The organism is Sulfitobacter aestuarii, assembly GCF_042685005.1.
GTDB classification, from domain to species: Bacteria; Pseudomonadota; Alphaproteobacteria; order Rhodobacterales; family Rhodobacteraceae; genus Sulfitobacter; species Sulfitobacter aestuarii.
On sequence record NZ_JBHUMP010000013.1, the window covers coordinates 1 to 25,831 of the forward strand.

Consider the following 25,831-nt stretch of genomic DNA (forward strand, 5'->3'; position numbering starts at 1 on the left):
ACGACCGTCTGCCCGCCATCGTCGCCGGCATCAAGGGCGCGGACCCCGACATCACGCTTCAGGCGATCTGCACCCGGCTGGAAGCGATGCGCGAACGCACGCCTCGTGGCCGAACAAGATGGCAGCCGTCTTCTGTGAAAATGCTGTTGGAGCGGGCGGAACGACTTGGCCTCATGCCGTACGAATCGAGCCAAAATCAGATGTAGCTTCTGACCCGAATCCAAAAAATTTCACCGGGAGAAAACTCCGCAGGAGGCAGAAAGTGCCATTAGTTGCTTGGGGTTAGCTGCTAATGTGCCAACTCAACTGAGTAGCGGTTCGATTTGGTTAGATCTGCATTTAATATATCTATATCAATGACTTGCTGAGTTTTTTACACGACAACACCTATAGGTGCTGTGGATAACTTTCGCACTACATTTAGATTCTTCTTGCCGGACTCACTGGATCGTGGCATTCCCATTCTGACGGCAAAACGCGTCAGACACGCTGTACACCGTCAGAATGACTAAGAGCCTCAACAGTGGCCGAGAGTGGGCGGCAGGACATGGATGATCGTAACATTGGATACACGCAAGGCATAGGCTCTTCCGATATCGGAGCATTTGCCGACAATCTGGCTGAGTCTTTGGATCGCCAGATGAAGATCGCTTTCGAACCCGAAGAACGAAAGTCCCTACGCCGCTTCAGTTCCACCGAAGTCGCCGGCCTCCTGCGCGTAAGCACATCCAACCTGCGCAACCGGCACAAGGACGGCAGCTTCCCGGAAGTGCATACAGACAACCGCGGACACCGGTTCTACACAGCCCAAGAGATTGATGAGTTGCGCGATGTTCTTGGACGCACTGGAAAGAACGCAGAAAGCTACCGCCCAGGTCGACGTGATGGCGATCGTCTCCAGGTGATATCCGTCGTCAACTTCAAAGGCGGTTCATCAAAGACTACTGCAACGATTCATCTTGCGCAAAGGTATGCCTTGCGCGGTTACCGCGTGCTGGTCCTAGACCTCGATCCGCAAGCAAGTTTGACCACGTTTTTCGGCTTTCGGCCCGAGCTTGAGTTCGCCGATGGCGGCACAATCTATGATGCTTTGAGATATGAGGACCAAGTTCCTCTCTCGAACGTCATCCAAAAGACCTACTTCCATAAGCTCGACATGGTGCCCGCCGGTTTGATGCTCTCGGAGTATGAAACCGAGACCGCAAACGCTCTCGCCCGTCGCGTACAGCCCATCTTTGCAGAGCGCCTCGCCTTGGCGCTTGAAGAGGTTGAGGCAAACTACGACATCGTCCTGATCGACTGCCCGCCTCAGCTTGGGTTTCTAACCCTGACTGCGCTGGCAGCCTCGACGGGGCTTTTGGTTACCGTGGTACCTGGCATGCTTGACATCGCATCCATGAGCCAATTCCTGAAGCTTGCTTCAGAAACGGTCAAGGCCGTGGAGGAAGCCATCGGTCGGCGTGTCACATGGGATTTTGTCAAGTTCCTGATTACCAGATATGAACCGTCGGACGGTCCGCAGACCCAAATGGCAGGCTACCTGAGATCAATTCTGGCAGGTCAGGTCATGACAGAGCCGATGCTGAAGTCTACGGCGATCTCCGACGCGGGGATGACCCAGCAGACCGTCTACGAAGTCGATCCAAGCCAATTCATCAGAAAGACAATTGATCGCGCCCTGACCAGCGTGAATGGCGTTGGCGATGAGCTAGAGCAGACGATCCAAATGGCATGGGGGCGTCGCTGATGGCCCGAAACATCTTCAACCAGCCTCCAAGGAATGAGACGGAGAGCGGAGCCCCCTCCCCTACCCCGCCAAAAGCGGCAAAGCTGCCGGGATCTGTTGGAGGATTGCGCGACTCTTTGCGCGAGATCACAGCAAACTCGATTCGCGATATCGAACCCGATCAGATTGACATGGATGGGCTGCGCGATCGGTTGGTGCTGGAAGATTCCAGTATCGATGAGTTGGCCGAGAGCATTCGCAAGCATGGCCAACAAGTGCCCATCATGGTCCGTCCATCAGCCCAACCGGACAGATACCGCATCATCTACGGCCGCCGCAGGCTTGCGGCGATCCGTAAGGTCGGTGGAACGGTCAAGGCAATTGTTCGAACCTTGGACGATGACGCATCTCTGATCGCTCAAGGCCAGGAGAACAACCTCAGGCTTGATCCGTCTTTTATAGAAAAGTCTCTTTTTATCAAAGAGATGCAAGAATCCGGATACAAACCCGGTGTCATTCAAGATGCTCTAGGTCTGACCCGGCAAGGCGTATCCAACCACAGGGTCGTCATGGATCAACTGCCAGACGGTTTTGTTCAACTCATCGGGCCAGCACATGGGATCGGACGACGGCAGTGGGGTGATCTAGCTGCCTTGTCGGTGAAGGTAGATTTGGTGGACATCGCCAAAGAGGCGCTCGCCGCCCTGCCCGACGACACTCCTAGTTCCGAAAAGTTCCAAGCGGTCTATTCGGCTTGCTCGAGCAAAGCACGTAGCGACAAGAAGCCGCCCAATCGTGGGCTGACTTCGGTCATCAATGATGAGAACGGCAGTTCATTGGGCACGCTGACAATCGATGAGAAGGCGATCGCGCTCAAGGTCACCAAGAAGGACAATCCAGAATTCGGCCGATGGCTCGAAGAGCACGCGGAAGCTACGCTTTTGCAACTCTTCGTACAGTGGCGGAATGAGAGAGGCTCTGGGTCCTAACCCAGGCCACACAGAGCAACACGAGCAGAGGAGAAAAGCGAAGACCCGATAGAAAAGAGCCCCCCAAAGTTTCCCCTGGAGAGCCCTCATCATCTGATTAGCATCTTTGATGTAGCAACCTCCAGCATACCGGTCAAGAGTCACCGATTCGGTGGACTGATATTTTTTGCCTTTTTCCGCGAAAATTCGAGGAAAGAGACGGGGAAGTTGTGGGCCGAACGGTCGTCGTGAACAAGCCATGGCATTTACAAAACTCTCGATCGAAGCCGCAGGTGCTGATGCAACCCGCGGCTCATTTCCCCCATCTGAAACCGACGTCTGGACCATCTTCAGGGCCTTGAGAGATGCACGCAGCGTGTTTGGTCTACGTCCTGGCCACATACAGACACTTCAAGCAATGCTCAGTTTTCTGAAACCTGGCCATGGCGAAACGGTTTTTGCGTCTAACAATTCACTTTGCCAGCGCGTTGGCGGAATCGACGAACGGACACTCCGGAGGCACATCAACCGCTTCGTTGAACTCGGATTCATCAAGCGCAATGACAGCTCGAACCGAAAGCGCTACCGCGTTCGCTCATCCGGCGGAGAGTGCATCAGTTATGGATTGTCTCTCACCCCCCTGCTCCAACGTGCGAGCGAGCTTATAGCCATCGCGCAAGAGATGGAGAATAACCGGCGAGATCGGATATTTGTCCGCAAACAGATCCTTACAAAGCTCGCCCATTTGGAAGAGCACGATCCTAGCAACGCATTCATCAACCACGCACGGAAAGCTCTACGCAGGAAGCTGAGCCTCCCCGAATACCACGCTCTGCTCGCCAATACAGATGCAGAATACCAGAGTTTGACTACCCCGGATGACCCGCCTGAAACTATGGAATTGCCCGCCAATGACGGACAAACTGTCCGGCATCAATCTAAGTCTGAAGAAGAAAAAAAAGATTTAGATAGCAACATAGGCCTTGAGGCCCTGAAACCAGACTTGCTGACCTCAGTCTGCGATCAGGCGACATCGTTCTCCACAAAGAGACTTAGAAACTGGTTGGACATTGAAAACCATGCTCGAACACTTGCACCCATGATGGGCATTCACCCAGAGACTTTCGAGAAAGCCAAGAATGCTGTAGGAGCTCCGAAAGCGTCATGCGCGATCTTCATCATGCTACAGCTTGGAAAACGCATCAGGGATTTTGGAGCGTATTTTCACAGTATCACCCTGGGTCAAAGGCAAAACCAATTTGATCCATTAGCTTTGATCAAGCGACTGTCCGAAAACAATGAGCGAACTGTCTAATGTCCACCGCGGTGGACTTCGAACGAGAAGCGGCGCTTGTGGCAACCAAAACTGTCCAAACGCACCTAGCGGCGCGTGGTGGTTCTTCAGTTTATCTCAGACCAGCAGATGTCCACCGCGGTGGACAAGTGACACACGAGCAAGCCTTGATGAAAATCTGGCCGCCCATGGAAGAAATCGGCGGCCAGGCATTACACCCTAAATGCCTAAAGTTATTGTGGGAGGTCACCGTCTCCAAAGAGGTTTGGAAAGAGCCGCTCTCGATAATCCAACGGAAACGCCAACCGAACTGGCGTCTTCGGCGAGGCGGAAGTCAAGTATCCGGCGGCGGTCAGTTTACTCAGCGTGTTGCGAGCAGTACGCTTGAATGTCTTGAGGACAATCTGCGCATCGCCTCGTTCCAGTGCCCCATGCCGAAGAACCGCCGAGATCAGTTCCGGTGCGCGCTTGTCATCGATGGTATCTGCAACAAGACGACGATACCGTTCGTCCAGTCCGCCAAGATCGAACAATCTTGCTGAGAAGGTGATCTGGTCGAGCGTCACCTTTAGGAACCATTCACTGAACGTCTTCAGTGCCGCTTCTGACAGGTTGTCGCGGTCTCCGCGGCGTGGACTGTCGGCCAGATCCATCATCCGTTTGTACTCGCCCCGACCGGTTAGCCCGCGGGCCAGCCCACGTGATACGGACCAGAGCCCTTGGCCACCAATCCCCGCTGTGAGGGCCATGGCATGAGACATCAGTCTGCTGACACGGCCGTTACCATCTGGGAAAGGGTGGATGTAGTTGAGCCGGTGATGTGCAGAGGCGATCGCGATGATCCGTCCGCTCGAAGACCGCGCCGCAATCTGAAATCGTTTGTCGAAATGGTCAATGAATGCCGCGACCCGCGACGATGAAGGAGGTAGGTGGCGCCCGACCGCAACTTCCCGATCGTCATCCTGGCGCATGCGTCCCGGAACGATGGGCTCTTGTGTGCCGTCGGGATGTTCGATGACCCGAAACTCATCCGGCATCTCGTCGTAGAAGCTCTTATGGACCCAAGTCAGGAATTCGACGGATGTGGGGCGGGGCAGGGTGCCCTTGCGATGCATCTCATCGATGGCCCGTTGAACGATGACGTGCGCCCGGGCCTCAAGGGCGAGAGGGCGGGTTTCTTCCTCAAGCTCGGCACCAGCCAGCGCCCTTTCGATGTCGCGAGGGCGCGTGTTGTGTCCTTCGATCAGGTTGGAGTAGTAGCAGTTCATCACACGGACGAGATCGGCAAGTTCGGCTGCGCTGTCAGGATGCAGCCCTTGTCCCAGCCCGGGGGCTTCCCTCTGAATGTCGACCGAAAGGTCTGCCAATTCTGTAGTGACCTGAGACCCGACTTCCCTCCAGCTTTCGGGAGAATCCGTCGGTTGATTTCTGGCCTCATGCGGCCTTCGTTTCCAGTCTCGATTTCATTGCAAACTCCTGCGGCGTGAGATTGCCCAGGGATGAGTGGGGTCTGTGTCGGTTGTAGTCCTCTTTCCATGCGCCGATCTTTTCACGGGCTTCGGCCAGCGTTGAGAACAGGGTCTCGTTCAAGAGCTCGTCCCGGAAGCTGCCGTTGAACGACTCGATAAAGCCGTTCTGCATCGGCTTTCCCGGCGCGATGTAGTGCCAGCCGATCCGCGTTTCCTGGCACCATCTGAGCACCGCCATACTGGTCAGTTCCGTGCCGTTGTCGCTGACAATCGTTCTGGGTCGTCCGCGTCTGGCCATGATCGCTGACAGCTCTCGTGTGACCCGCAGCCCCGAAAGCGAAGTGTCCGCAACCAATGCCAGACATTCGCGACTGAAGTCGTCCACGATGGCCAGAACCCGGAACCTGCGTCCATCTGTAAAGGCGTCCGAGATGAAATCCAGGCTCCAGCGCTCATTGGGCCGTTCCGGAACCCGCATCGGCCTGCGTGTCCCAAGCGCCCGTTTGCGACCGCCGCGCTTCCTCACCTGCAGCTTCTCCTCGTGGTAAAGCCGCCTCAGCTTCTTCAGGTTCACCTGCCAGCCTTGTCGTGCCAGCATCACATGCACCCGCCGATAGCCGAACCGACGGCGCTCGGCCGCCACAGCCTTCATCGCCTTGCGTAGATCGGCATCGTCCGGGCGCACGCTTTGATAGCGCACGCTCGACCGATCCGCCCCGACAACTGAACACGCCCGCCGCTGGCTCACCTGGTGCGCTTCGCACAGATGCGCCACGGCTTCCCGCCTGGCCGCGGGCGTCACCATTTTTTTGATGCAACGTCTCGCAGCATCGCGTTGTCCAGCATCTGCTCAGCCAACAGCTTCTTCAGCTTTGTGTTCTCATCCTCGAGCGCCTTCAGCCTGCGGGCATCCGACACTTCGAGCCCCCCGAACTTCGCCTTCCACTTGTAGAATGTCGCCGAGCTGATCCCGTGCTCGCGGCACACATCTGCCGTCGCCACGCCGCTCTCCTGCTGCTTCAGGATCGCAATGATCTGCTCTTCGCTGAACCGTGATCTCTTCATTCTGTCCGTCTCCTTCGTTGGGACGGACTCTACCTCAAACTGGAGGAGGAAACGGGGCTCAGGTCAGTAGGAATATGCTCCTCGAAGAAGCAGGGTTCGATTCTGGCCGGTGTTTCCAGCATTTTGCCGATCTTCCATGTTTGCAAAGTAATTGAAAAATATACACATTTCGTACTTTCAAGCAAGGTTTTGCCGATATGCGTTGCCGATCTTGGTTGCCGATCTAGAATTGCTGCATGAAATCAATGGCTTCGGCAGATGTGCCGGGCTTTTCGGTTTTGTTGTGTGCCCAAAGGGGCCGGAAAAAGAGAAAGTGTTCTTCGGGTTTTGTGACTGACGGATGAGGGCCTTTGGGGTCCCTCAGATGGGTCCGGGCCGGATTCCGGTCTGCCGTTCCTGATGAAGGGCGCTCCCATGCAAACAGGTGTCTTGCGCGTGCTCCGCGCAACCGCTGCCTCGTGGTGGCAGCATAGAGATCTGCGCCGAACTGGCCAGACATTGCTGGCACAGCGGCTCGAACGCCAGACCGTCCTGCGTGATCTAGGCTATCTCACGCAGGCGGCGACGCTGCCGAATGCCCATGTGATCTGCGGAGAGGGCGGGACATTCATCCATCTTGGTTGGACTACCGTTTCGACTCTCGCGCCGATCGAGCGCTTTCCATTGGCCACTCTTGCGGTCGCACGAGGGACCCCGTTCATCGATATCCGACCCGTCACCGATGTGATTGCCTTCGCGAACTTGCCGCAGGTGGCGCGGGACGGATCGGGCGACCCTGGACCTTCGGGTTCCGGCAAGTCCGTCTCGCTGACCACCTACATCGACATGGTCGAAGGGCTCGGCGCGAGGATCCTCAACGATCCGCGGTCCCATCAGTCAGCCTGATCACCATTTCCTCTCACCAAAACTCGAAAGGAGGCCAGCCATGGCCCGATCCCGCACGCCCAAATTCGATGCCTCCGAGGCCATCACAAACGAAATCATCCGCATCATCGAGCGCGGCGTCCTGCCCTGGCGCAAGCCCTGGACCGCAGGCGGCAGCTCTCGACCCTTGCGCGTGGGCGGCGAACCCTACCAGGGAGTGAACAACTTTCTGCTGACGATGCGGACCGTGATGGCGGGCCACAGCTCTCCCTTCTGGATGACGTTGCCGCAGGCCAATGCCTTGGACGCAAAGGTCCGCAAGGGCGAGAAATCCTCTGTCGTCGTCTATTACGGGCAAAGCCGGAAAGACGCGGGCGGCGAGGACGACCGCAGCGATGGCGATGATCGCTCCGAGGAAGCCCGCATCTTCCGCTTCCAGAAATCCTACCGCGTGTTCAATGCCTGCCAGATCGAGGGCTTGCCGGACAGCTTCTATCCGGACCCTGAGCCCTTACCCCAGCATCCGCCGTCCGAGCCCATCCCGCACATGCAGGCGTTTTTCGATGCCATCGACATCACGACCGTCTTCACGGGGACGGAGGCGTACTATTTGCCCCCCGTGGACAAGGTCTACATGCCGTCCATCACGCGGTTTCAGGACCCGCGCAATTTCTACGGGGTCTGGGCTCATGAGCTGGCCCATGCCACGAAAGCCCCCCATCGACTGAACCGTGATTTCGGGTTCTCGAAGTTTGGCAACACGTCCTATGCGCGCGAGGAGATCGTCGCGGAATTGACCTCGGTGTTCCTGGGTCAGACGCTCGGCTTCACGGCGCATACGCTCGAGATGAATGCCGCCTACCTCCACAACTGGTTGCGCGTTCTTCGGTCGGACAAGGGCGCGATCTTCAAGCACGCCGCAGATGCGCATCGTGCCTGTGACTATCTCATCGCACAATCTGAGGCGGGTAGGGCAGGGCGCAGTGCAGAGGCCGCCTGACCACACGGAGAACGGAGACTCGCATGTCACGCAAGGAACCCAAGACGCTGCGGGTGGCCTGGTTCGAAGACGGCCGCCGCAAGATCATCACCTTCAAACGCGGTGCCTACTGGTGGAGCCAGTCCGAGGGCGCTTATCCGTTCTCGGCAGCGCTCGAGAGCATCAAAGAACAAGGCGGCTGGATCGAAACTATCCCCAACCCGAATTACAGACCCAAGGGGCTGTTCGGGTAGGGCACCTTCTGCTTCGGTACTTCCGCCAAGCAGAAAAGAAAAAGCTGGCTTTGGGAAGGGTGTTTCAACTTCTCAAAGGAGATCCCCATGTCCATGAATGTTCAACCCCAGCCAGACCGTCCGGATCCGAGTGTGATCGCGGCGCAGAACGACGCGTTTCGCAAGCTCGCGTGCCTTGGAGTGCCGCCCGCCCAGCCCATCCAGGGCCGGATGCATGTCACCCGCTCGCTTATGGAGGCCAGCGACGGCTTCATGGCCGAGGCGGTGAAGGCCACCGGTGAATTTGCAACATTCGAGCCTGAGAATGATCCCGAGGGATGGCACGATTTCGGGGCGGTCGATATCCGGGGAGAGACCGTGTTCTGGAAGATCGATCTCTATGAAGCAGACTCGGATTTCCGCTATGGGGCTGAGACCCCGGACAATCCTGCCACCACCATGCGCGTGCTGACCATCATGCTGGCGCGCGACTGGTAGGGCAGGGGACTCCTCACCCTGACATCTGAGACGATGAAGGCCCGCTGACCCCTCAAAGGGAAAGTGGGCCTTTTGTCGTGGTGATCCCTGAAGCCGGGGATTGGTCACGCGCGTGAGCGCGCGGGCCACACCTCACCCTCCTGGAAGGATATCCCATGACCAAAAGCTTTGCTCCCCTTACCGTCGCTATCGGCGATCTCGTCCCGCATCCCGCCAATGTGCGCAGCAATGCGCCGGAAACCTATGACCCCGAAAACATCGCCCATCTGAAGGCCAGTATCGCTGTGCTGGGCCTGCTTCAGCCGCTTCTGGTTCAGAAGCTTGACGGCAAATATGCTGTCCTCGCCGGTGGCCGGCGCCATGCAGCCCTGAAGGAGCTGATCGCTGACAAGGCCAGCAAGGGATTCACGGCGAAAACCAAGGTGGACTGCCGCCTTGTCCCTGAGGAGTGCGACGTCACCACGGCACTGTCGCTCGCCGAGAACATCACCCAGGCACCGATGAATGCCATCGACGAGTTCGAGGCCTTCGCCCGGATGATGGAGGTCGACGGCCAGACGCCCGAGACGATCGCAAAGACCTTCGGCGCCACGGTGGCGGCCGTGAAAGGCCGGTTGCGCTATGGCCTTATCCACCCCGACATCCGCGCCGCGGCCCGGGGCAAGGTGATCACGCTCGACACGATGAAAGCCTTCGCCGAGCACCCGAGCCAGGAGGCGCAGCGCGAGGTCTTCGAGGCGCTCACAAAAGACGGCGGCTATCTACAGGCCTACACGGTCCGTCAGGCGCTCAAATCCCGCGGTGTGCAGGTCAGCGATGATATCGGAGCTTTCGTGCGCGCGGACTATGAAGCGCGCGGCGGTGCCGTCGCTGCTGACCTTCTGGAAGAGCATTCCGTGCTCGAGGATGCGGCGCTGGTCGAGACCATCCTGCTCGAGAAGCTCGGTGCTGCTGCCGAAGAGGCCCGTATGAGGCTGGGATTTGCCTGGGCCGATGCGATGGTGCGCTATGATTACGCGACCATGGCCGACTACGGCCGCGTCTATCCCGGCCCGATCGAGCCGGATGAGGCGAGCCAGAAGCGCATCGATGAGATCACCGCCGAGCTTGAGAAACTGCAGCTCGAGATGGAGAATGAGGGGCTCGAGGACGGTGCCTACAATGCCCTTTACGACCGCGTCGACGCTCTGGAAGAGGAAGCCCGCGACCTGCAGGAGGCCTACAGCGCCGAGGACCTCGCGCGGTCCGGGGTGATCGCGTCGTGGCAGGGTGGGCAGATCACGCTCCATGTTGGCCTCGTCCGCCCCGAGGACACCGTCAAAGAGGAGGGCGCACGCGGCTCCTCAAGTAACCCGACGGGGGAGGAGGCACCGGACGCCGGCGAAATCACCTACCCGGCCTCACTGGCTGAGGACCTCAAGACCGAGCGAGCCATGGCGCTTGGGGCCGCGATGGCGCTGCATCCGGAAGCCACGCTCGATCTGACGCTCTTCAAGCTGGTGAGCGACGTTCTGGCCAGCGGCATGAGTGTCACGCAGGCGATCAAGATCGATGCCCGCAAGGAATACCGCAGCCATGCCAAGATGGACGAGATCGACGAGACCTCGCTTGAGCAGGTGGCGGCGGCGCATGATGCGCTTGATCTGTCCTGGCTCGATGACAGCCGCGCGCCCGCCGATCAGTTTGCGGCGTTTCGCGCGCTGAAGGCCGGCGAGAAGGCCAAGCTCGTCGCCTATGCCACCGCCAGCACCACGCAGTCCTGCTTCGCGCGGGACCGATCGCGCGACAGCCTGATGCATGCGTTCGAGATCGAGATCATGCCCGATATCCGCGCCCACTGGATACCGAATGCGGCGCTCTTCAACCGCTTCAAGAAGGCTTGGCTCCTGAAGATCCTCGGCGAGGATCTGGGTCTCGCCCAGGAGGCGGTGACGCTGGCCTCGTCGAGCAAGAAGGAGATCGTCGCCTTTTGTGACAAGCTCTTCGCCGAGCCCTTCGCCACGCTCACGGACGCGCAGCGCGCTGCCGTGGCCGCCTGGTGCCCGCCCATGATGCAGACCGCCGGTGTCGCCTGTGATGAGGCGGAGCCCGCTGCGGAAACTCCCGAGCCTGACAGCGAGATCGCGCAAGCGGCCTGAGTCCTTACGCGACCCGCGCGAGGCATTCCCCGCGCGGGTCGACCCTCCCACACCCAACCGAAAGACATCCTCATGGCTATTCTCAAGTTCTCTGCGTCCGCTGTCGCGGCGCAGATCGCCCATGCGCGCGCCTGCAAGACCTTCCTGCCCAACTGGAACGGACCCGTGGACCGGCCCGCCCTCATCCTCATCGTCGGCAATGGCGTGCATCTGCGCTCGAACGGCATTGATGGCACGACCACCCGTATCGTCACCACCGAGCAGGCCGATCCCTCCTTCGCTTTTGCCGACGGCATGAACCCGTTTCGTGATACCGACTGGATGGCGCAGCGCCGCATGGCGTTTCGCGATCTGACCGGCCAGTTCTACACCGACATCCTGGATGACGTGCAGGTGCTCATCGACCGGGGGCGGGGGGCGATCCGGCTCGCCACCGATGGCCACAGTATCCGCGTCTTCGTGCGCCGGGCCTCGGACTATCTCATCGGCGGGACCTACGAGGTGCCCTCGGGCCTCGGCGGCACCTTCCGGGTCATCCTCAAGGATGCCTGCGACACCTTCGCGATCGTGCAGAACTGCGGCAATTGCGAGGATTTCGACGCCATGCAGCCCTACCGCGTGCCGCTCGATGCGCTGATGGAAATCGATGACCAGAGGGCGGCATAATGGGATGGCTTTTCTACACCGACGGCCGCGTTAAAACCTACGCGGATGAGAAAGCGGAAATCGCCCGGCTCTGCACCTCTCATGGCGACACGCGCAAAACTGAACTGGTCAAGGCCTGCAAGGTGGGCTCAACCTGGTACGCGGCGGCAAAGGTCACAAATATCGACGGCACCCCTGTCGAAGACACGACCTATGTCACCGATGCGGATGGCTCCATCACTTTCGCCGCCGTATTCCTTACCCGATATGATGACGGCTGCTGGGGCTACAAGGACATGGAGGAAAGCGCGGGACCGGTCGAATCCCGCGCGCCACTGAGCCTATTGGCCCTGCTGTCCGAGCTGAAAGACCCAGACAGCTATGCTCATGCCTGGCGCCAGCGCTGCCAGGACTGGGCTGCGATCCCGGACTACGAGGAAGGCGACAAGATCAAGCTCGCAGCACCTGTGACGCTCACCGATGGCAGTACCTGCCAGATTGTCACCGCGACCCACTACAGGCGCGGGCGGCAAAAGCGCCGCTGCTACCGCATCGAGAAAACTGGTGGGCTCGTACGCCTGTCGAAGGCCTCGCTTGCGGGCTCGGAGCTGCTCAGCTCCGCGAAAGGTGCGGCTAGCCCGGTGCTGGCGGAGTTCCTGGCGGGGCGAAATTAGGTCCTGCGCCGGACGGTTCATCGACCTGCCCGGCGACAGCAGATGCTGCGGCTTGTCTTGACAAGGCAATGCAAATGCATTACCTATCGCGGGCAGCAAAGACCCTTTTCTTCAGGAGACTGCCATGACAGCCCTCGCACAAGATGTCTCGAAACTCACGGATCGGTATCAGACGACCGTGCCGGCGGGTGTGCGCAAACAGCTCAAGCTGGGCAAGGGCGACCAGATTCGTTACTGCACCGAGCCGAGTGGCAGGGTCTATATCGAGCCCGTGCGCAGCGACGAGGAAGATCCCGTGCTCGGAGCCTTTCTCGATTTTGTCGAGGCCGATATCAAGGCGCATCCGGACCGCATTCGGGCGTTCGATGGGGCTTTGCATGACCGTCTTGCAGCACTGGTCGGAGACGTTGATGTCGATCTCGATGCGCCGCTATCGCTCGAGGATGAATGAGCGGCGATAGCGTGCCCGCCCAAGCGCCCCTTGTCGTGAATGGATGGTCGATTTATGCGCACCCACTCTTTCTGGACCAGCTCGAAGGGCTGGTCGAGGAGGTCGAGGCGCGTAAGGCTCGCGATCCCAAGACCTGGCGCAAGAAAAACCCGACGAAACGGCTGGCCGCCATCTTCAAGCTGGTTACCGAGGCCATACCGACAGATCCGGGTGCCGCCGCCTTCCGGCAAGGCGGCACACTCGGCGATCACCGCAAGCACTGGTTCCGGGCGAAATTCTTCCAGCAGTATCGGCTGTTCTATCGGTTCAACAGCGATGCGAAGGTCATCGTGGTGGCTTGGGTGAACGACGACAAGACCCTGCGCGCCTACGGCAGCAAGACGGATGCCTATGCGACGTTCAAAGGGATGTTGGAAGATGGCAATCCACCTGACAATTTCGACGCGCTCTTGAAAGAAGCTGCAGCGGCGGGCAAGCGGTTCGAAACTTCCCTTGAAGCGGTGCCCGATCGGTAAGTGGGCCAGCTTGCTGTGACCCTTTGGCATTATCGTTTACGACGCCCCGCTGGAAGATGTAGCATCGGCTGATAATACGGTCGGAGAAAGCACAATGATTGAGGCGGAAAAGGATAGGCAGCACCTCGGGCTAGAGGAGCAATGCGCGCCTGACCTGACGGGGCACCGTTTCCCAATTGCTGTGCACGTTGCAGACATGCCCGATGACCTCGGCAAGCTGCTGGATATCGGGCTCGAGGAGCATTTCCGTGGCGGCTGATGTCAATTCGTATGACGCCTGGTTTTGCGCGCAGGTACAGGCCGCGCTGGAGGATGCACGCTCGGGAACATCTCAGGTTCAGGTTATGCAGGCCGCACAGGCATTGATTGATGCGAAGCGGCAGGTCGAACCCAAGTCCTGACCAAGCCTTGGAGGTCAGCGCGGTCTGACCCCCGTCACCCTGAAAAGCGAAAGGGGGCTTTTTGTCCTTTGGAACTCAGACCCTGATCCAAAGGAAAATCCCCATGACCAAGCCCAAACCGGCAAATCCGGCTCTCTCGATCTCCCACCCTGACCTCGCCTCTGCCCTCGAGCAGATCGGCACGGAGATCGACCTCCATCCGCTGCGCAGCTCAGCGCTGGCGCGCATCATGCGCGAGACGTTTCATGGCAGCGATGCCGGCGGTGCCTGGGACTGGCACATAGCCTATGACATGATGCAGGCTGCGGCTATCCAGGTGCTGCTGCGTGGGGACGGCGCCGAAGGTGACATCGCCGCCGCAAAGCTGCTTGCCTCACGGCTTCTGACGGAAACGCGCCGGTCAGAGCAGCAGATCCGGCTGCAGCAGTTTTCCACACCGCTGGCATTCGCGACCATGGCGGTGCGGGCCGCGGCGATCCGCAAGAGCGAGACCGTGCTGGAGCCGTCGGCGGGCACCGGTGCACTGGCCGCTTTCGCCGCCCGGGCCGGTGCCATGCTTTTGCTCAACGAGATCGACCCCTTTCGCCAGCGCCTCCTGCGCGCGGTTTTCGGCGGCGAGGTCACAGGCCATGACGGCGAGCATATCGATGACCTGCTGCAGACGCCGGTTCTACCCGACGTCGTGGTGATGAACCCGCCCTTCGCCTCCTCGGTCGATCGCTCCCGAGACAAGCACATCGCCGCCAAGCATCTCATCGCGGCTGCAAAGCGTCTGGCACCCGGCGGGCGGCTTGTGGCGATCATGCCGCCGGGATTCACGCCCGAACGCGATGCCGCGCATTGGTCACGCGCCTGCGGTCTCCTGACGCCGCGCTTGGCGTTGACGATGCCGGGGCAGGTCTACCGCAAGCTCGGTACCTCTGTCGAAACCCAGCTGATGGTCTTCGACAAGGTGCAGGAGGACGGCGAAATGATCCGCGTCCCTGTGCGGGATCTGAATGAAGCCTTGGCATATGTCGTTGCCGTGGCCGCAATCCGGCCCGAGATGCGCCCCGCTCAACGGGCAGAAGCGATCCATCACGGGCGGCCGGTTCGTCCAGTAGCTGCCCCACGCAAGACCACCGGTGCGCCTGTCGTCCCCTCCAAACCCCGCGCCAATGCTGCCATCCCACTCAGCTTCACAAGCTTCGATGTCCCGCGCGACAACACGCCTGTCTCGGACATCTATGCGCGCTACCGCCCGCAACGGATCGAGATCGCGGGTGCGCAGGAACATCCCACGCCGCTGGTCGAGAGCATCGCCATGGCCTCTGTCGCGCCGCCGGTGCCCTCAGGCGCGGCCAGTGCGGAATTGCGCCTGCCTGCCAAGCTGATCGAGGAGGGGCATCTCTCCGAGGCGCAGCTGGAAACCATCATCATGGCGCATGACGCCCATGGGCGCGACCTGCCGGGTCGGTTCGCGATCGATGACGACCAGACCAAGCTGACGCGCGCCGATGATGACCCGGATGCACGTGCCTATCGCCTTGGCTATTTCCTCGGCGACGGCACCGGTTGCGGCAAGGGGCGCGAATGCGCGGGGCTCATTCTCGTGAACTGGCTGGCCGGGCGCAGAAAGGCGATCTGGGTCTCCAAATCCGCCACGCTCATCGAGGACGCCATCCGCGACTGGACCGATCTCGGCGGCTCGCCTGCCGACATTCAGCCGCTCTCCAAATGGAAACCGGACCAGCCCGTCCCTATGGGTGACGGTATCCTCTTCGTCACCTACGCCACGCTGCGGTCCGCGGGCAAATGCGGCACCACGCGACTGAGCCAGATCCTCGACTGGATGGGCGAAGACTTTGAAGGCGTACTGGCCTTTGATGAGGCCCATGCCATGCAGAACGCGGCAGGGTCCGAGCAGGGCAGGGGGGTCAAACCCTCGCAGCAGGGCCTTGCTGGCCTGCGGCTGCAACTGGCAGCACCCCGCGCTCGCGTCTTCTACATCTCGGCCACGGGTGCCACGAGCGTGCACAACCTGGCCTATGCCGCGCGGCTGGGGCTCTGGGGGCAGGGCCCCGAATACCCCTTCCCAAGCCGTGAGAGCTTCGTTTCTGCGATGGAAGCCGGCGGTGTCGCGGCCATGGAGGTGGTTGCCCGTGATCTCAAGACGCTTGGGCTCTATACGGCCCGCGCCCTCAGCTTCGACGGCGTGGAGTATGACGTGCTCGAACACGCGCTCACCCCGGCCCAGATCGAAATCTACGACGCCTATGCGGGTGCGTTTCGGACGATCCACCACAATCTCGAAGCGGCGCTGACTGCGACCGGCGTCAACGACGCCTCGGGGGAAACTAATGCGTCGGCCGCACGCGCCTCGGCCAAGTCCCGCTTCGAGAGCACGAAGCAGCGCTTCTTCAACCATCTCCTGATGGGCATGAAGGCCCCGACCATCATCCGCGCCATCGCGGACGATCTGGCGGCGGGCAAGGCTTGCGTCATTCAGGTGGTCTCTACAGGCGAAAGCCTGCTGAAACGTCGGCTTGAGACGATGAACCCGGAGGACGAGCTGGTCGAGGGCGCGCTAACGCCGCGCGACTACGTCCTGGGATACCTCGAACAGGCCTTCCCGATTCATGCGCAAAAGCTCGTGGAGATTGACGGCAACATGGTGGCGGAACCCTTGCGGGATGAGACCGGCGCGCTCGTTGTCTCGCGCGAGGCGCTCGCCCTGCGCGATGCGGCCATGATGGAGTTGATGACGCTCGCCCCGATCCCCTCGGCGCTCGATCAGATCCTCTGGGCTTTTGGCTACGAGGCTGTCGCCGAGGTCACGGGGCGGTCCAACCGGCCCCTCAAGGCCGCGGATGGTCATCTCTTCATCGAAAAGCGCAGCCCCAGCAGCAATTCCTCCGAGACCCAAGCCTTTATGGATGGTGAGAAGGATATCCTGATCTTCTCCGATGCGGGCGGGACGGGCCGATCCTACCATGCGGCGCAAACGGCGAAGAACCAGAAACGGCGGCGGCACTATCTTCTGGAGCCCGGCTGGCGCGCGGATGCGGCCATCCAGGGGCTCGGCCGCACGCATCGCTCGGCTCAGGTCAGCGCGCCCTTCTTCCGGGTCTGCACCTCGGATGTGCATGGCGAAAAGCGTTTCACCTCGACGATTGCCAAACGCCTCGACCAGCTGGGGGCCTTGACCAAGGGTCAGCGTGAGACCGGCTCGCAGGGCATGTTCCGCGAGGAGGACAATCTCGAAAGCCCGATCGCACGGGCCGCCCTGCGCGGGTATTTCGCCGATCTTGCCGCCGGGCGCGCTGAAGCGATGAGCTACGAGAGCTTCACCGACTGGACAGCCCTGCGGCTGATCGACAAGGATGGGGTGCTCCTTGAGGAGCTTCCCCCGATCCAGCGGTTTCTCAACCGGGTGCTTGCCCTGCCCATCCACATGCAGAACGCACTCTTTGCCGAGTTCATGCGCCGGATTGCTGATCAGACGGAACGTGCGCGCGCGGCGGGCACGCTCGATCTCGGCGTGGAAACCCTACGCGGCGACAAGATAGAACAGGTCTCCACGGAAGATCTCTGGACCTGCCCGAAATCCGGCGCCGTGACGCGGATCATCGGGCTGGAGGTCACCGACCCGGTCCACGTCCTTGGGGCCGAAGAGGCCATATCGCGCAACCCCGACAAGCTACCGATGGTGAATCGCGCCTCCGGCCGCGCGGCGCTCATCTCGGCGCGCCCTATGCAGATGTATGACGAGGACATCGTCACGCTGATGCGCAAGGCGGTGCGTCCAAACGGGTCGAACTATCTCGAAGAGGCACGGTTCGAGTCCTCGGCCTGGGAAGACATCGGAAGGCCCGAGTTTGCAAGGCTTTGGGATGCCGAGGCCGCATCCCTGCCAAAAACCACCACGACCAAGCTCTACCTGTTGACCGGGCTGCTGCTGCCGATCTGGAAGGACATCCCGACCACCAATGAGCGCATCTACCGTGTCACGCCGGACGGGGCGACGCCGATGATCGGGCGCACGCTGAGCGAGGAAGGGGCGGCCGCGCTGCGCGCCCGCTTCCTCGTCTCCAATCCACAAACACCGCAGGAGATGCTGACCGCCGCCCTCGGCACCACCGCGCCGGTCGATCTGGGCCGGGGTCTGACTCTGACCCGTCGTCGTGTCGCAGGCGAGATGCGCCTCGAGCTGGGCGGCGCGGACAAGGGCATGATCGACGGCCTCAAGGAGCTCGGCTGCTTCACCGAGATCATCGCCTTCCAGCTGCGGGTGTTCCTGCCGCATGGGGACGGGATCGACACGGGAAGCATTCTGGCCCGGATCGTGGGGCAGGAAGCCACCATGACGTCAGAACAAGCCGCCTGAAAAGTCAAAGCGGGCTTTCGGTCGGGCGTCGCGGATCGGGGTTTGCCCGGGCTGCGCTTTCCGGGCGCGGGCAGACCAATGCCACGCCCGGCCCCCCAAATTCAGACAAGAGGACAGACCCATGACCAATCCCCAGATCGACTATGCCGCAATGGCGGCTCAGTGGCGTGCAGAGCGCGAAACCACATTGAAGGCATCCCGAACGGAGCTGCTCGCGCAACTACGTGCGCTTGGCATCAGCGAGGTCACTGCCGAATACGAAGGCTATGGCGACTCCGGCAATGTCGAGGATGTGACGGTGCAGCCCGCAGAGGTCCAACTGCCGGAGGCGCTTGCCACAGAGGTTGGCGACTTCGCCTGGTCGCTCGCCTATCACCATCACCCGGGGTTCGAAAACAACGAGGGCGGCTACGGCACGCTGACCTGGGACATAGCACTAGACAGCATTATCCTCGATCACGCGGACCGCTACGTTGAATGCTCGCACAGCTATGTCGAGGGTCTTTGAGATGGCCCGTCCGCTTCATCATGCTGAAAGCTCTGCCCGGAAATTCGGCGGGGTGCCGTCCGACTATCAAGCCGTCCACGACTGGTTTGACGCCTCGAAAGAGCATCTCGCACTCTTCACGCACCGAGCCATGCGCCACCACGCTCAAGGTTTGTTCGAGGCCGAACGTGTCTTCGGCCTGACCCTGACCAATAGCGCAGGTCGGGACATTCCCGTGCGCTGGATCGGCGAGCAGCATGTCCGCGAAGACTGCCAGGGCCGGATCCCGAGCATGGCGGACTGGCTGCGACGGATTCAGCCCGAGCCATGGATGGCCAATGGCCACATCGACCGGCATTCCGGCGATGAGCCCTGCGGCGACCCAAGGGTTGCCTGGGCCTCCGAGGTCGCCGCCGGAAGAACGCTTCTCGGCCTGAAGGATTGGATGGCGGCGCGCGCGACGCAAGCCATGCAAGGTGCTTGACAGCTCTCGGTCGTTTGCCAAACGAATGCTGCATGGAAGCCCGGTCGGAAGATCGGGCTTCTTGCGTCGTTTACCCACCATTCTTCGTAAGGAGGTTCGCATGACACTCGATGAAATCAAGGCCGCCGTCGATGCCTGCCAGACCGTGCATTGGGCCAATGCCGGCTACGTTGTCCACAAGGACCGGCTCGGTCAGTACCTCATCACCTATGTGCCGAATGGTAGCTGCATCGGTCTGACCGACCGGGGCGGGCACGGGTTGAACGGAAAAGGGCGGAGTTCTTCATCGCGTGATTGGAGGATCGGCGCAGAAAATCCGGACAGCCAATCAAGACCAGACGGGCAGGGGAGGGGTGTAGCACCCGGAGGCGCGGGGGCCTTCCCACTCGGACGGCAGCTCTGACCCGTGGGCGGGGCTGAAAGGAAAGCAGGCTTTCTGATTTGTGATCCCTCAAGGGGTCGAGAAAGCAATCCCGGATGCGCTGGCAAGGACGTCAGACACCGGCCAATCCAAAAGGAACCATCCCATGTTCGCAGGAACCCTCACCCGCAATGTCGAGACCGCAGCCGCTCAGTACACCGGCATGATCCACTCGACGCGCTTTGACATCGCCATCCAGTTGGAAGCGCGGGCCAAGATGTCCGAACGCAGCCCGGATTTTGACGTGACGGCAGTCAACAAATCAGGCCGCAAGGTGCGTATCGGCACGGCCTGGAACGAGACCGGCAATACCAGCGGCAACCCCTACATCTCGATGCAGATCGATGTCGGCCTCGGCCCGTTCCGGGTCAACGCGGTGCAGACGAAAGAGGCGCGCGCGGCCCAAAGTGGCGCGTTCGAGATCATCCCGCTGGTCTCGAACGGCCTGATGAAATCCGGCTCGCTCTCGGGCGAGCTCACCGCCATGGACGCTGACAACGCCTTCACTGGCTACATCGCCAACATGATGTTCGATCTGGAGTTCATGCTGATTGAGAACAGCTACAAATCCGAGGAGACCCACGCCGATTACCGGATCGAGGTCAGCTCGCCCCGGGGCACGCCGATCCGCGTCGGCTCGGCGTGGATGGCGAAAAGCAGCCGCACGGGCAATGACTACCTGTCGCTGCTGATCAACACGCCCGATGGCGATCTGCGCGTCAACGCCGTGCAGAACGAAGAACAGCGCGGCGGGCAGACCTTCTCGATCATCCCGTTCATCGACAGCGGTGAGCAGCCGCACGACGCAGGCGCGGGGCTCTCCTTAGTCGCCTAATCGGCGCGCGGGGGGGAGACGATCTGAACCGAAAGGGGAGCCGTGGGATCACGGTTCCCCTTTTTCCATGTCCGTTTGCGTGAAGGACGCCACCCGCTTGCGATCAGGTGCAAATGTGATACAATAATATATTAACGTAATATTGAGGGCGGGCGCGTGGCGGTTAGATCAGGGACGGTTCCATGGTTCGAGAGCTTTGATGTTGAGGTAGAGGTTGAAGATCTCCTCACTCATATCGAGCGCTGCACCGGATTTGCGCTACCCGCCCAACAGCGCGCCGTCATCATGTCCCATGCGACGGCGAAGCTCGATAAGAACCGGCAGGCATATCTAGAGGCCAAGGCGGCGGGAAAGCCGGTGTCCATATCGCGGCGTGCGTATCTGACTGAACCGCCCCGGCTTTACCGGAGACCGTTTAGTTCTTCTCAAGCGACTTTATCGAGTATGTTCATGTTTGCATAGAATGCCTCCTCAGCTTCGGTTGGTGTGATGTATCCGATTGGTTCGAGCAGACGGCGGTTGTTGAACCAGTCGACCCATTTAAGGGTTTCCCATTCAACGGCATCGGCTGACTTCCATGGTCCCAATCTGTGGATCACTTCTGCTTTGAATAGGCCAATCATCGTCTCGGCAAGCGCGTTGTCATACGAACAGCCGACAGTGCCAACGCTGGGTTCCAATCCGGCATCCGCTAACCGTTCGGTGTATTTGATCGACAGGTATTGGCTCCCGCGGTCGCTGTGATGGATAAGGCTGTCGGCAGGTTTCCGTTCGTAGAGCGCCTGCTCTAAAGCATCTAAGACAAACTCCGTTTGTTGTGACTTGGATGCTCGCCAGCCAACGATCTTGTTGGCGAAGGTGTCGATCACAAAGGCGACGTAGACAAACCCCTGCCAGGTTGAGACATAGGTGAAGTCTGATACCCAAAGTTGGTTGGGCATCGTTGCACGGAACTGCCTGTTCACTCGATCCAGAGGGCTGGCCAGAGCTTTGTCCGGCCAAGTCGTTTTGACCTTCTTGCCGCGTCGAACACCTTTAATACCGATGTCGCGCATTAGACGTTCAACGGTGCAGCGGGCGACATCAAACTTCTTTCGCTTCATCGCGCGCCACAGCTTACGTGCGCCATACACCTCAAGGTTTTCCTCCCAGACACGCTTCATTTCTGGGCGGAGTTCAGCGTCCCGTTTGGCCCGATCTGACGCTTTGTCAGGGTCATTCTCCACGGCCAGATGCGCGTAGAACGTCGAGGGGGCAATCTGCAAAACACGGCAGATCGGCTCGACCCCACACACTTCCCGGTGCTCTTTGATAAACGCAATCATTTCCGAAACGGGCGGTCGAGCTCCGCCTGCGCAAAATACGCAGATGCTTTCTTCAGGATCTCGTTGGCCTGCCGGAGCTGACGGTTTTCGCGCTCAAGTGCTCTGATCCGATCCCGTTCGGAAGTCGTCATACCATCGCGTCGACCGCTGTCCGTTTCGGCTCGCCTAACCCACGCACGCAGCGTATCCGGCCCACAACCAATCTTAGGCGCAATCGATTTGATCGCTGCAGACTGGCTGTCAAATTCACCCTGATGTTCGAACACCATCCGCACAGCACGTTCGCGCACTTCAGGTGAATATCTGTTTCCACATTTGTTCTTTTCCATAACCCAGTATCCTTACTTCTGGGTCTCCGGCAAACAAGGGGCGGTTCACAAGGCTCCCCAAGTCGCCTTCAAGCCGGACTGGAGCAAACACGCCAAGGCCGCGCCCTTCAAGCGTAACGACCAGATGCTCGACTGCAGCTGATTGGCGTCTTTGTCTTTTCTTGCATCGGCATCCAGGACAACCTGGCCGAAAAGACCCGCAAGATGGTCATCCCTGAAATTGCGTTTGGAACGGGGCATAAGCCCCGTTCAATCAAAGACCCAGGCTTTTCCGCACAAAGTCTAGCAGCAGGCGCCACCAAGAGGCGTTTGGCTTACTCCCTTCATAGTAGGCAGAGCGCCTCGCATGTTCCCTCTGTCGCCCTGAATGGATTTGCTTGTCGGTCCACTGATTGGACCATTGGACACTTCCATTCGTGATCAAATAATGGGACTTGCAGGGCAGTTGCCAGTTTCCAACAGAAGGGCGAAGTGTCGGCCCACGCGAGGCTGCTCTGACGGTCCACTCAGTTGGGCCAAGGGGTGTTCGGACCTTCTGCCAGCACCCACAGGCGCAAAGATGGGCAGCAGCATGGAACTCCTCGGACACATAAAGAATGCCTGGTTCCAGCAGTTTTGGCATGTACCGGACAGATTGCAGCGCAAAGTGTTCAGTCTTCACGTGTCGATACTCCTACGCTCTTCAAGTCGGTCGTGTCGAACAGAAGATTCTCCCAATCGGACACGTCCTTATAGAACCCGCGTAGCTGCTTGTAGCGCGTCACGGCAAGAGCAGCATTCAAGGCGTTTAATTCGCCAATCTGAACTTTCGCACGGTACAGGTCTTCCGGATCATCTTGCTGCGGCGCGTGGGACTTGCGTATTACTTCTTCGCTGTGTTCGGATGGAAAATAGGTGACGCGGACCATTCCGCCCAAACCTTGATCCTTCCTCTTCAGTCCCATTCCGACGTCAATGAACGGAATTTTTCGTTCTACCAGTGCCTGGAAAATATCCGCACGTGATGCGCCCTTGTCCACGCAAACGAATGCGAAGGTGACACCGCTTAATTCATCTTCCGATGAACCGTCTATGTAGGTCGCTTTGGCCGAGAGCCCGTGGCGGAAGTTGTCGTATCGGGCGAGGTAGACTTCGGCCTTCGTCTTGTCGAACTCCGAAGGGTCGACATATCCTGGTGATCGAAAGGCATTGTGAACATGGAATCGATCAGCATCGAACGCACGAACTTCAGCAACGGGTGTCTTCACCATGAAGTCCAGGACGTAGCTGCCTGTTCCACCTAGGCCGATCACAGCAACAACTTCACCGTGGAAGCAGGTGGTCAGGTCGGTAATTTCCCCCCGGCTTGTCAAAGTATCGCGAAACTTGAAGATCGGATCCTTGGCAGCTTCGTCTGGTATTCGAAAAGTGTAGGGCGATGCGTCGTACCGCTCCATCGCGGGTCCCGCGATGATATTGGTGTAACTCTCGATCTTTTCGAAGAAATCGTCAAACCGCTGGGCTACCAATGGCTTGTTGGAGAATCGGCGCTCTACGACAACATCGGAAGCCGCAGGGCTGAGATGGAGAGAACAGGGACCACCACCGAGGTTTGGTATCGGTCTGCCATCAAGTCCGTGAGGAACCCCGCCCGCAAACCAGACTTGGTGGTCATCCTGCTGAACCCTGTGTTCGTCAATGGCGACCAGCGTTGCAACGAATGAACCGGTCGCAAGCGCAAGATTTGTGTCAAGGTAGGGGATATCGCGGACGACAAGATAGTTGCTGTCCTCGCTGACCGCGAACCCCTTCTCGATTAGGCGTCGGATATCGTCATTATGACTGGCCAGTTGACGAGACATTGAAGATCATCCCTTCTTTGACTTTCACCGAGCCGCCAGCGATCAGGATGCCCTCCGGTTTGTTCCCTTGCCCCTTGGTATACTTGATCGAATAGGTTGTTTCAGGGTGTTGCTCGAAATCGGGAAACTCCAGAGCAACGAGCTGAATGTAAGTGATTTCACTGTTCTTCGGCCACTCATGAGGAGTGCCTTCAACAACGATGGTGACGTTCTTGTGGTCTTTCATGGTATTCATTTTCTGCTCCTAGCCTTTTGGGGGGTACGGATCATTCCCGTAGGAATTGGCGTCCCGAATTTGCCCGTTAGGGCGATGAATGATCACCTCGCCTCGATCACGGATCGCCGTGGTGCGTGCCGCAGCCGTCGCCGCTGCCTGAGTCGCGTGCGTGGATACGACTCTTGTAGCTCCCTCGCGACGTGCAGCCCAACCATCACCGTGGGGGACCACATGAATACGCTTTGACATCGAATTCTCCTTATTTTCCTAGCTAGCCTCGATTCGAAACTGTTGACCCCGGCCCTTCAGCATGATTCAAGTGTTTCACAGACTGGTATAGGCCAGATGCCTCACCAAGTAAACAGTCATCGCACCACTAATACCAGTCTACGAAACACTAAGGAGGGCACATGAATATCAACGAACTCGCCCCACTTGTTTTAAGGAGACGGGGAAACATGGGGGTTAGGGCTGCCGCGAAAGAGATCGGAATCAGCCCGACCACACTCACTAGGATTGAGAAAGGACATGTCCCCGACGTCGGCACGCTCAACAAACTCAGCGAGTGGTTGGGGGAGGAACCTTCCAAGTTCACCGGCGTCGGAGACCTTCAAATCGCGTTCAAGAACAAGAAAGCGGTCCCACAATCGACTGCTCTCGCGCTGGCAGAACTCATCACCCAAGCCTCGCGACAGTTCGAAGAAGAAGTCGAAGCACGAGGACATTAAGTGGCATTTAGACGAGGGTTCAAATCTCAATGTGAGCGGCGGTCGGTTGAGTTTCGAAAGCAGTTCGGCCTGTCGGATCACGACGCGCTGCCTGCCGACCGTTTGGCGGAGGAGCTTCGAGTCACCGTTTGGTCTACCGATGAAGTTGGCGGGATATCAGAAAAAGCCAGATCGGTTCTGAGCGACGAGTCTGATCAATCTTGGTCGGCCCTCACGATGAGATTGGGCACAGCACACCTTGTCGTTTACAAACCGGTCTCCTCTAAGGGGCGGCGAAACAATGTGGTGATGCATGAGTTGGCGCATATCATTCTAGGTCACGAACTTGCAAAGGCCTGCATCCTAGAGGATGGCTCGCTTGTTCCGGGCAACTTCGATCAAGACCAAGAAGACGAAGCCGACTGGTTGGCCGGAGCCTTGCTGCTGCCCCGGCCAGCACTTCTGTCCATTCGTCGCCGTCGCCTCTCAGATCGCAACGCTTGCGAGGAACATCTCGTCAGTTCGGAGATGCTGAAGTGGCGGTTTCGGATGACGGGGGTTGACTACCAGCTATCGCGGCGACGCGCTTAGGCCCCAGTTGAGACAATTTTCACAGACAGAATATGACCGTTGCGGCATGGAGGATGGCCGAGAAGGAATTCTCTGGACATTTTGATCATACAGGTGGCAACGGCCCGCCGATCACGTCGAATGCCCGGACAAGCAATACCTATAGTCGGCAGCGGCGTCGCCCGCACATCAACCTTGGCCAGAGCCTTGCGGCCTCCCCAGCTCGGCTGCGCGTGTCGCAGGGGAGAACGGCCCTTCGGTCCGTCGCGCATTCGGCCATGCGGCCTCACCGCGGCGTCGTACCCGGCATCCCGGTTTGCCCGCCTCGC

Annotated in this window: 28 protein-coding genes, 1 pseudogene and 1 other annotated feature; of the genes and pseudogenes, 22 read left to right on the forward strand and 7 right to left on the reverse strand. The window is 59.4% G+C overall.

Annotated elements, in window-relative coordinates; translation table 11 throughout:
• The 4 genes and pseudogenes from ACFSUD_RS13980 to repC form a co-directional block, all read left to right on the forward strand.
• A pseudogene (locus tag ACFSUD_RS13980) lies at positions 1-206 on the forward strand (recombinase family protein); the annotation flags it as partial.
• Positions 207-547: 341 nt separating this feature from the next.
• Complete coding sequence (gene repA / locus ACFSUD_RS13985) at positions 548-1,747, forward strand: plasmid partitioning protein RepA (protein ID WP_009807965.1); 1,200 nt, start codon at positions 548-550, stop codon at positions 1,745-1,747.
• Positions 1,747-2,715 (forward strand): plasmid partitioning protein RepB, encoded by a 969-nt coding sequence (gene repB, locus ACFSUD_RS13990; protein ID WP_322343526.1) that lies wholly within the window; start codon positions 1,747-1,749, stop codon positions 2,713-2,715. Before repA ends, repB begins: the two co-directional genes overlap by 1 nt.
• Positions 2,716-2,953: 238 nt before the next feature.
• The gene (repC, locus tag ACFSUD_RS13995) at positions 2,954-4,009 is read left to right on the forward strand and encodes a plasmid replication protein RepC (RefSeq protein WP_184583049.1); all 1,056 of its coding nucleotides are present in this window, start codon (positions 2,954-2,956) and stop codon (positions 4,007-4,009) included.
• Between the two features lie 212 nt (positions 4,010-4,221).
• On the opposite strand, the gene ACFSUD_RS14000 is transcribed toward repC, so the two are convergent.
• Both ACFSUD_RS14000 and ACFSUD_RS14005 read right to left on the reverse strand, forming a co-directional pair.
• Positions 4,222-5,355 (reverse strand): Fic family protein, encoded by a 1,134-nt coding sequence (locus ACFSUD_RS14000; RefSeq protein ID WP_184583047.1) that lies wholly within the window; start codon positions 5,353-5,355, stop codon positions 4,222-4,224.
• 67 nt (positions 5,356-5,422) lie between these two features.
• Positions 5,423-6,522 (reverse strand): IS3 family transposase gene (locus ACFSUD_RS14005; protein ID WP_184583045.1). Its coding sequence is split into 2 segments (ribosomal slippage): positions 5,423-6,270 and positions 6,270-6,522, totalling 1,101 coding nucleotides; the frame shifts between segments, so codons are not numbered across the junction.
• 399 nt (positions 6,523-6,921) lie between these two features.
• Here ACFSUD_RS14005 and ACFSUD_RS14010 point away from each other — a divergent pair.
• The 16 genes from ACFSUD_RS14010 to ACFSUD_RS14085 all read left to right on the forward strand — a co-directional run bounded on the left by ACFSUD_RS14010 (position 6,922) and on the right by ACFSUD_RS14085 (position 20,513).
• Positions 6,922-7,407: a hypothetical protein gene (locus ACFSUD_RS14010; RefSeq protein WP_449343065.1), complete on the forward strand. Its 486-nt coding sequence runs from the start codon at positions 6,922-6,924 to the stop codon at positions 7,405-7,407.
• A 40-nt stretch (positions 7,408-7,447) separates the two neighbouring features.
• Positions 7,448-8,386, forward strand: coding sequence for an ArdC family protein (locus tag ACFSUD_RS14015; protein WP_163852018.1), 939 nt, complete (start codon positions 7,448-7,450; stop codon positions 8,384-8,386).
• Positions 8,387-8,409: 23 nt separating this feature from the next.
• The gene (locus ACFSUD_RS14020; protein ID WP_184583041.1) at positions 8,410-8,619 is read left to right on the forward strand and encodes a DUF6330 family protein; all 210 of its coding nucleotides are present in this window, start codon (positions 8,410-8,412) and stop codon (positions 8,617-8,619) included.
• 87 nt (positions 8,620-8,706) lie between these two features.
• Positions 8,707-9,096: a DUF3768 domain-containing protein gene (locus ACFSUD_RS14025; protein WP_184583040.1), complete on the forward strand. Its 390-nt coding sequence runs from the start codon at positions 8,707-8,709 to the stop codon at positions 9,094-9,096.
• A gap of 155 nt (positions 9,097-9,251) precedes the next feature.
• Positions 9,252-11,234, forward strand: a complete 1,983-nt coding sequence (locus ACFSUD_RS14030) for a ParB N-terminal domain-containing protein (RefSeq protein ID WP_184583038.1) — start codon at positions 9,252-9,254, stop codon at positions 11,232-11,234.
• 72 nt (positions 11,235-11,306) lie between these two features.
• Entirely contained in the window at positions 11,307-11,900 is a 594-nt protein-coding gene (locus ACFSUD_RS14035; RefSeq protein ID WP_184583036.1) for a regulator, read from the forward strand.
• Positions 11,900-12,553 carry a DUF6927 domain-containing protein gene (locus ACFSUD_RS14040; protein WP_184583034.1) on the forward strand — a complete coding sequence of 218 codons (654 nt, stop codon included), beginning with the start codon at positions 11,900-11,902 and terminating at the stop codon, positions 12,551-12,553. The genes ACFSUD_RS14035 and ACFSUD_RS14040 overlap by 1 nt, the downstream gene beginning before the upstream one ends.
• A 124-nt stretch (positions 12,554-12,677) precedes the next feature.
• Positions 12,678-13,004 carry a type II toxin-antitoxin system PrlF family antitoxin gene (locus tag ACFSUD_RS14045; protein WP_005668772.1) on the forward strand — a complete coding sequence of 109 codons (327 nt, stop codon included), beginning with the start codon at positions 12,678-12,680 and terminating at the stop codon, positions 13,002-13,004.
• Entirely contained in the window at positions 13,001-13,519 is a 519-nt protein-coding gene (locus ACFSUD_RS14050; protein ID WP_184583032.1) for a type II toxin-antitoxin system YhaV family toxin, read from the forward strand. The genes ACFSUD_RS14045 and ACFSUD_RS14050 overlap by 4 nt, the downstream gene beginning before the upstream one ends.
• A 94-nt stretch (positions 13,520-13,613) precedes the next feature.
• On the forward strand, positions 13,614-13,778 hold the full coding sequence (locus ACFSUD_RS14055; RefSeq protein ID WP_170850626.1) for a hypothetical protein: 165 nt from the start codon (positions 13,614-13,616) through the stop codon (positions 13,776-13,778).
• Positions 13,768-13,920 (forward strand): antitoxin PaaA2 family protein, encoded by a 153-nt coding sequence (locus tag ACFSUD_RS14060; RefSeq protein WP_184583029.1) that lies wholly within the window; start codon positions 13,768-13,770, stop codon positions 13,918-13,920. The genes ACFSUD_RS14055 and ACFSUD_RS14060 overlap by 11 nt, the downstream gene beginning before the upstream one ends.
• Before the next feature lie 103 nt (positions 13,921-14,023).
• A complete protein-coding gene (locus ACFSUD_RS14065; protein ID WP_184583027.1) occupies positions 14,024-18,286 on the forward strand; it encodes a strawberry notch-like NTP hydrolase domain-containing protein in 4,263 nt (1,420 codons plus the stop codon).
• Positions 18,287-18,407: 121 nt separating this feature from the next.
• Positions 18,408-18,794, forward strand: coding sequence for a DUF6878 family protein (locus tag ACFSUD_RS14070; protein ID WP_184583025.1), 387 nt, complete (start codon positions 18,408-18,410; stop codon positions 18,792-18,794).
• Position 18,795: 1 nt separating this feature from the next.
• On the forward strand, positions 18,796-19,257 hold the full coding sequence (locus tag ACFSUD_RS14075) for a DUF6915 family protein (RefSeq protein WP_184583023.1): 462 nt from the start codon (positions 18,796-18,798) through the stop codon (positions 19,255-19,257).
• 100 nt (positions 19,258-19,357) lie between these two features.
• Positions 19,358-19,660, forward strand: a complete 303-nt coding sequence (locus tag ACFSUD_RS14080; protein ID WP_184583021.1) for a hypothetical protein — start codon at positions 19,358-19,360, stop codon at positions 19,658-19,660.
• 124 nt (positions 19,661-19,784) lie between these two features.
• Positions 19,785-20,513, forward strand: coding sequence for a DUF736 family protein (locus ACFSUD_RS14085; RefSeq protein WP_184583019.1), 729 nt, complete (start codon positions 19,785-19,787; stop codon positions 20,511-20,513).
• A gap of 425 nt (positions 20,514-20,938) precedes the next feature.
• Here ACFSUD_RS14085 and ACFSUD_RS14090 read toward each other — a convergent pair.
• The 5 genes from ACFSUD_RS14090 to ACFSUD_RS14115 form a co-directional block, all read right to left on the reverse strand.
• Positions 20,939-22,167, reverse strand: a protein-coding gene (locus ACFSUD_RS14090; protein WP_152540655.1) for an IS3 family transposase whose coding sequence is annotated in 2 segments (ribosomal slippage) — positions 20,939-21,873 and positions 21,873-22,167 — 1,230 coding nt in all. Because the reading frame shifts where the segments join, the coding sequence is not laid out codon by codon here.
• Positions 21,764-21,880 (reverse strand) — a sequence feature (AL1L pseudoknot). (Overlaps the previous gene by 117 nt.)
• A gap of 253 nt (positions 22,168-22,420) precedes the next feature.
• Complete coding sequence (locus ACFSUD_RS14100) at positions 22,421-22,789, reverse strand: DUF6527 family protein (protein WP_322343535.1); 369 nt, start codon at positions 22,787-22,789, stop codon at positions 22,421-22,423.
• Between the two features lie 28 nt (positions 22,790-22,817).
• Complete coding sequence (locus ACFSUD_RS14105; RefSeq protein ID WP_322343528.1) at positions 22,818-24,008, reverse strand: ThiF family adenylyltransferase; 1,191 nt, start codon at positions 24,006-24,008, stop codon at positions 22,818-22,820.
• The gene (locus ACFSUD_RS14110) at positions 23,983-24,243 is read right to left on the reverse strand and encodes a multiubiquitin domain-containing protein (RefSeq protein WP_322343529.1); all 261 of its coding nucleotides are present in this window, start codon (positions 24,241-24,243) and stop codon (positions 23,983-23,985) included. Before ACFSUD_RS14110 ends, ACFSUD_RS14105 begins: the two co-directional genes overlap by 26 nt.
• 9 nt (positions 24,244-24,252) lie before the next feature.
• On the reverse strand, positions 24,253-24,474 hold the full coding sequence (locus tag ACFSUD_RS14115) for a DUF2188 domain-containing protein (protein ID WP_322343530.1): 222 nt from the start codon (positions 24,472-24,474) through the stop codon (positions 24,253-24,255).
• A 161-nt stretch (positions 24,475-24,635) separates the two neighbouring features.
• On the opposite strand from ACFSUD_RS14115, the gene ACFSUD_RS14120 reads away from it, so the two are divergent.
• Positions 24,636-24,953: a helix-turn-helix domain-containing protein gene (locus ACFSUD_RS14120; protein WP_322343531.1), complete on the forward strand. Its 318-nt coding sequence runs from the start codon at positions 24,636-24,638 to the stop codon at positions 24,951-24,953.
• Positions 24,954-25,523 carry an ImmA/IrrE family metallo-endopeptidase gene (locus ACFSUD_RS14125; RefSeq protein ID WP_322343532.1) on the forward strand — a complete coding sequence of 190 codons (570 nt, stop codon included), beginning with the start codon at positions 24,954-24,956 and terminating at the stop codon, positions 25,521-25,523.
• Positions 25,524-25,831 lie beyond the last annotated feature (308 nt).

Coding starts and splice junctions, on each gene's coding strand:
- repA (WP_009807965.1), top strand. CDS start 548: ATGGATGATCGTAACATTGGATACACGCAAGGCATAGGCTCTTCCGAT.
- repB (WP_322343526.1), top strand. CDS start 1,747: ATGGCCCGAAACATCTTCAACCAGCCTCCAAGGAATGAGACGGAGAGC.
- repC (WP_184583049.1), top strand. CDS start 2,954: ATGGCATTTACAAAACTCTCGATCGAAGCCGCAGGTGCTGATGCAACC.
- ACFSUD_RS14010 (WP_449343065.1), top strand. CDS start 6,922: ATGAAGGGCGCTCCCATGCAAACAGGTGTCTTGCGCGTGCTCCGCGCA.
- ACFSUD_RS14015 (WP_163852018.1), top strand. CDS start 7,448: ATGGCCCGATCCCGCACGCCCAAATTCGATGCCTCCGAGGCCATCACA.
- ACFSUD_RS14020 (WP_184583041.1), top strand. CDS start 8,410: ATGTCACGCAAGGAACCCAAGACGCTGCGGGTGGCCTGGTTCGAAGAC.
- ACFSUD_RS14025 (WP_184583040.1), top strand. CDS start 8,707: ATGTCCATGAATGTTCAACCCCAGCCAGACCGTCCGGATCCGAGTGTG.
- ACFSUD_RS14030 (WP_184583038.1), top strand. CDS start 9,252: ATGACCAAAAGCTTTGCTCCCCTTACCGTCGCTATCGGCGATCTCGTC.
- ACFSUD_RS14035 (WP_184583036.1), top strand. CDS start 11,307: ATGGCTATTCTCAAGTTCTCTGCGTCCGCTGTCGCGGCGCAGATCGCC.
- ACFSUD_RS14040 (WP_184583034.1), top strand. CDS start 11,900: ATGGGATGGCTTTTCTACACCGACGGCCGCGTTAAAACCTACGCGGAT.
- ACFSUD_RS14045 (WP_005668772.1), top strand. CDS start 12,678: ATGACAGCCCTCGCACAAGATGTCTCGAAACTCACGGATCGGTATCAG.
- ACFSUD_RS14050 (WP_184583032.1), top strand. CDS start 13,001: ATGAGCGGCGATAGCGTGCCCGCCCAAGCGCCCCTTGTCGTGAATGGA.
- ACFSUD_RS14055 (WP_170850626.1), top strand. CDS start 13,614: ATGATTGAGGCGGAAAAGGATAGGCAGCACCTCGGGCTAGAGGAGCAA.
- ACFSUD_RS14065 (WP_184583027.1), top strand. CDS start 14,024: ATGACCAAGCCCAAACCGGCAAATCCGGCTCTCTCGATCTCCCACCCT.
- ACFSUD_RS14070 (WP_184583025.1), top strand. CDS start 18,408: ATGACCAATCCCCAGATCGACTATGCCGCAATGGCGGCTCAGTGGCGT.
- ACFSUD_RS14075 (WP_184583023.1), top strand. CDS start 18,796: ATGGCCCGTCCGCTTCATCATGCTGAAAGCTCTGCCCGGAAATTCGGC.
- ACFSUD_RS14080 (WP_184583021.1), top strand. CDS start 19,358: ATGACACTCGATGAAATCAAGGCCGCCGTCGATGCCTGCCAGACCGTG.
- ACFSUD_RS14085 (WP_184583019.1), top strand. CDS start 19,785: ATGTTCGCAGGAACCCTCACCCGCAATGTCGAGACCGCAGCCGCTCAG.
- ACFSUD_RS14100 (WP_322343535.1), bottom strand. CDS start 22,789: ATGCCAAAACTGCTGGAACCAGGCATTCTTTATGTGTCCGAGGAGTTC.
- ACFSUD_RS14105 (WP_322343528.1), bottom strand. CDS start 24,008: ATGTCTCGTCAACTGGCCAGTCATAATGACGATATCCGACGCCTAATC.
- ACFSUD_RS14110 (WP_322343529.1), bottom strand. CDS start 24,243: ATGAATACCATGAAAGACCACAAGAACGTCACCATCGTTGTTGAAGGC.
- ACFSUD_RS14115 (WP_322343530.1), bottom strand. CDS start 24,474: ATGTCAAAGCGTATTCATGTGGTCCCCCACGGTGATGGTTGGGCTGCA.
- ACFSUD_RS14120 (WP_322343531.1), top strand. CDS start 24,636: ATGAATATCAACGAACTCGCCCCACTTGTTTTAAGGAGACGGGGAAAC.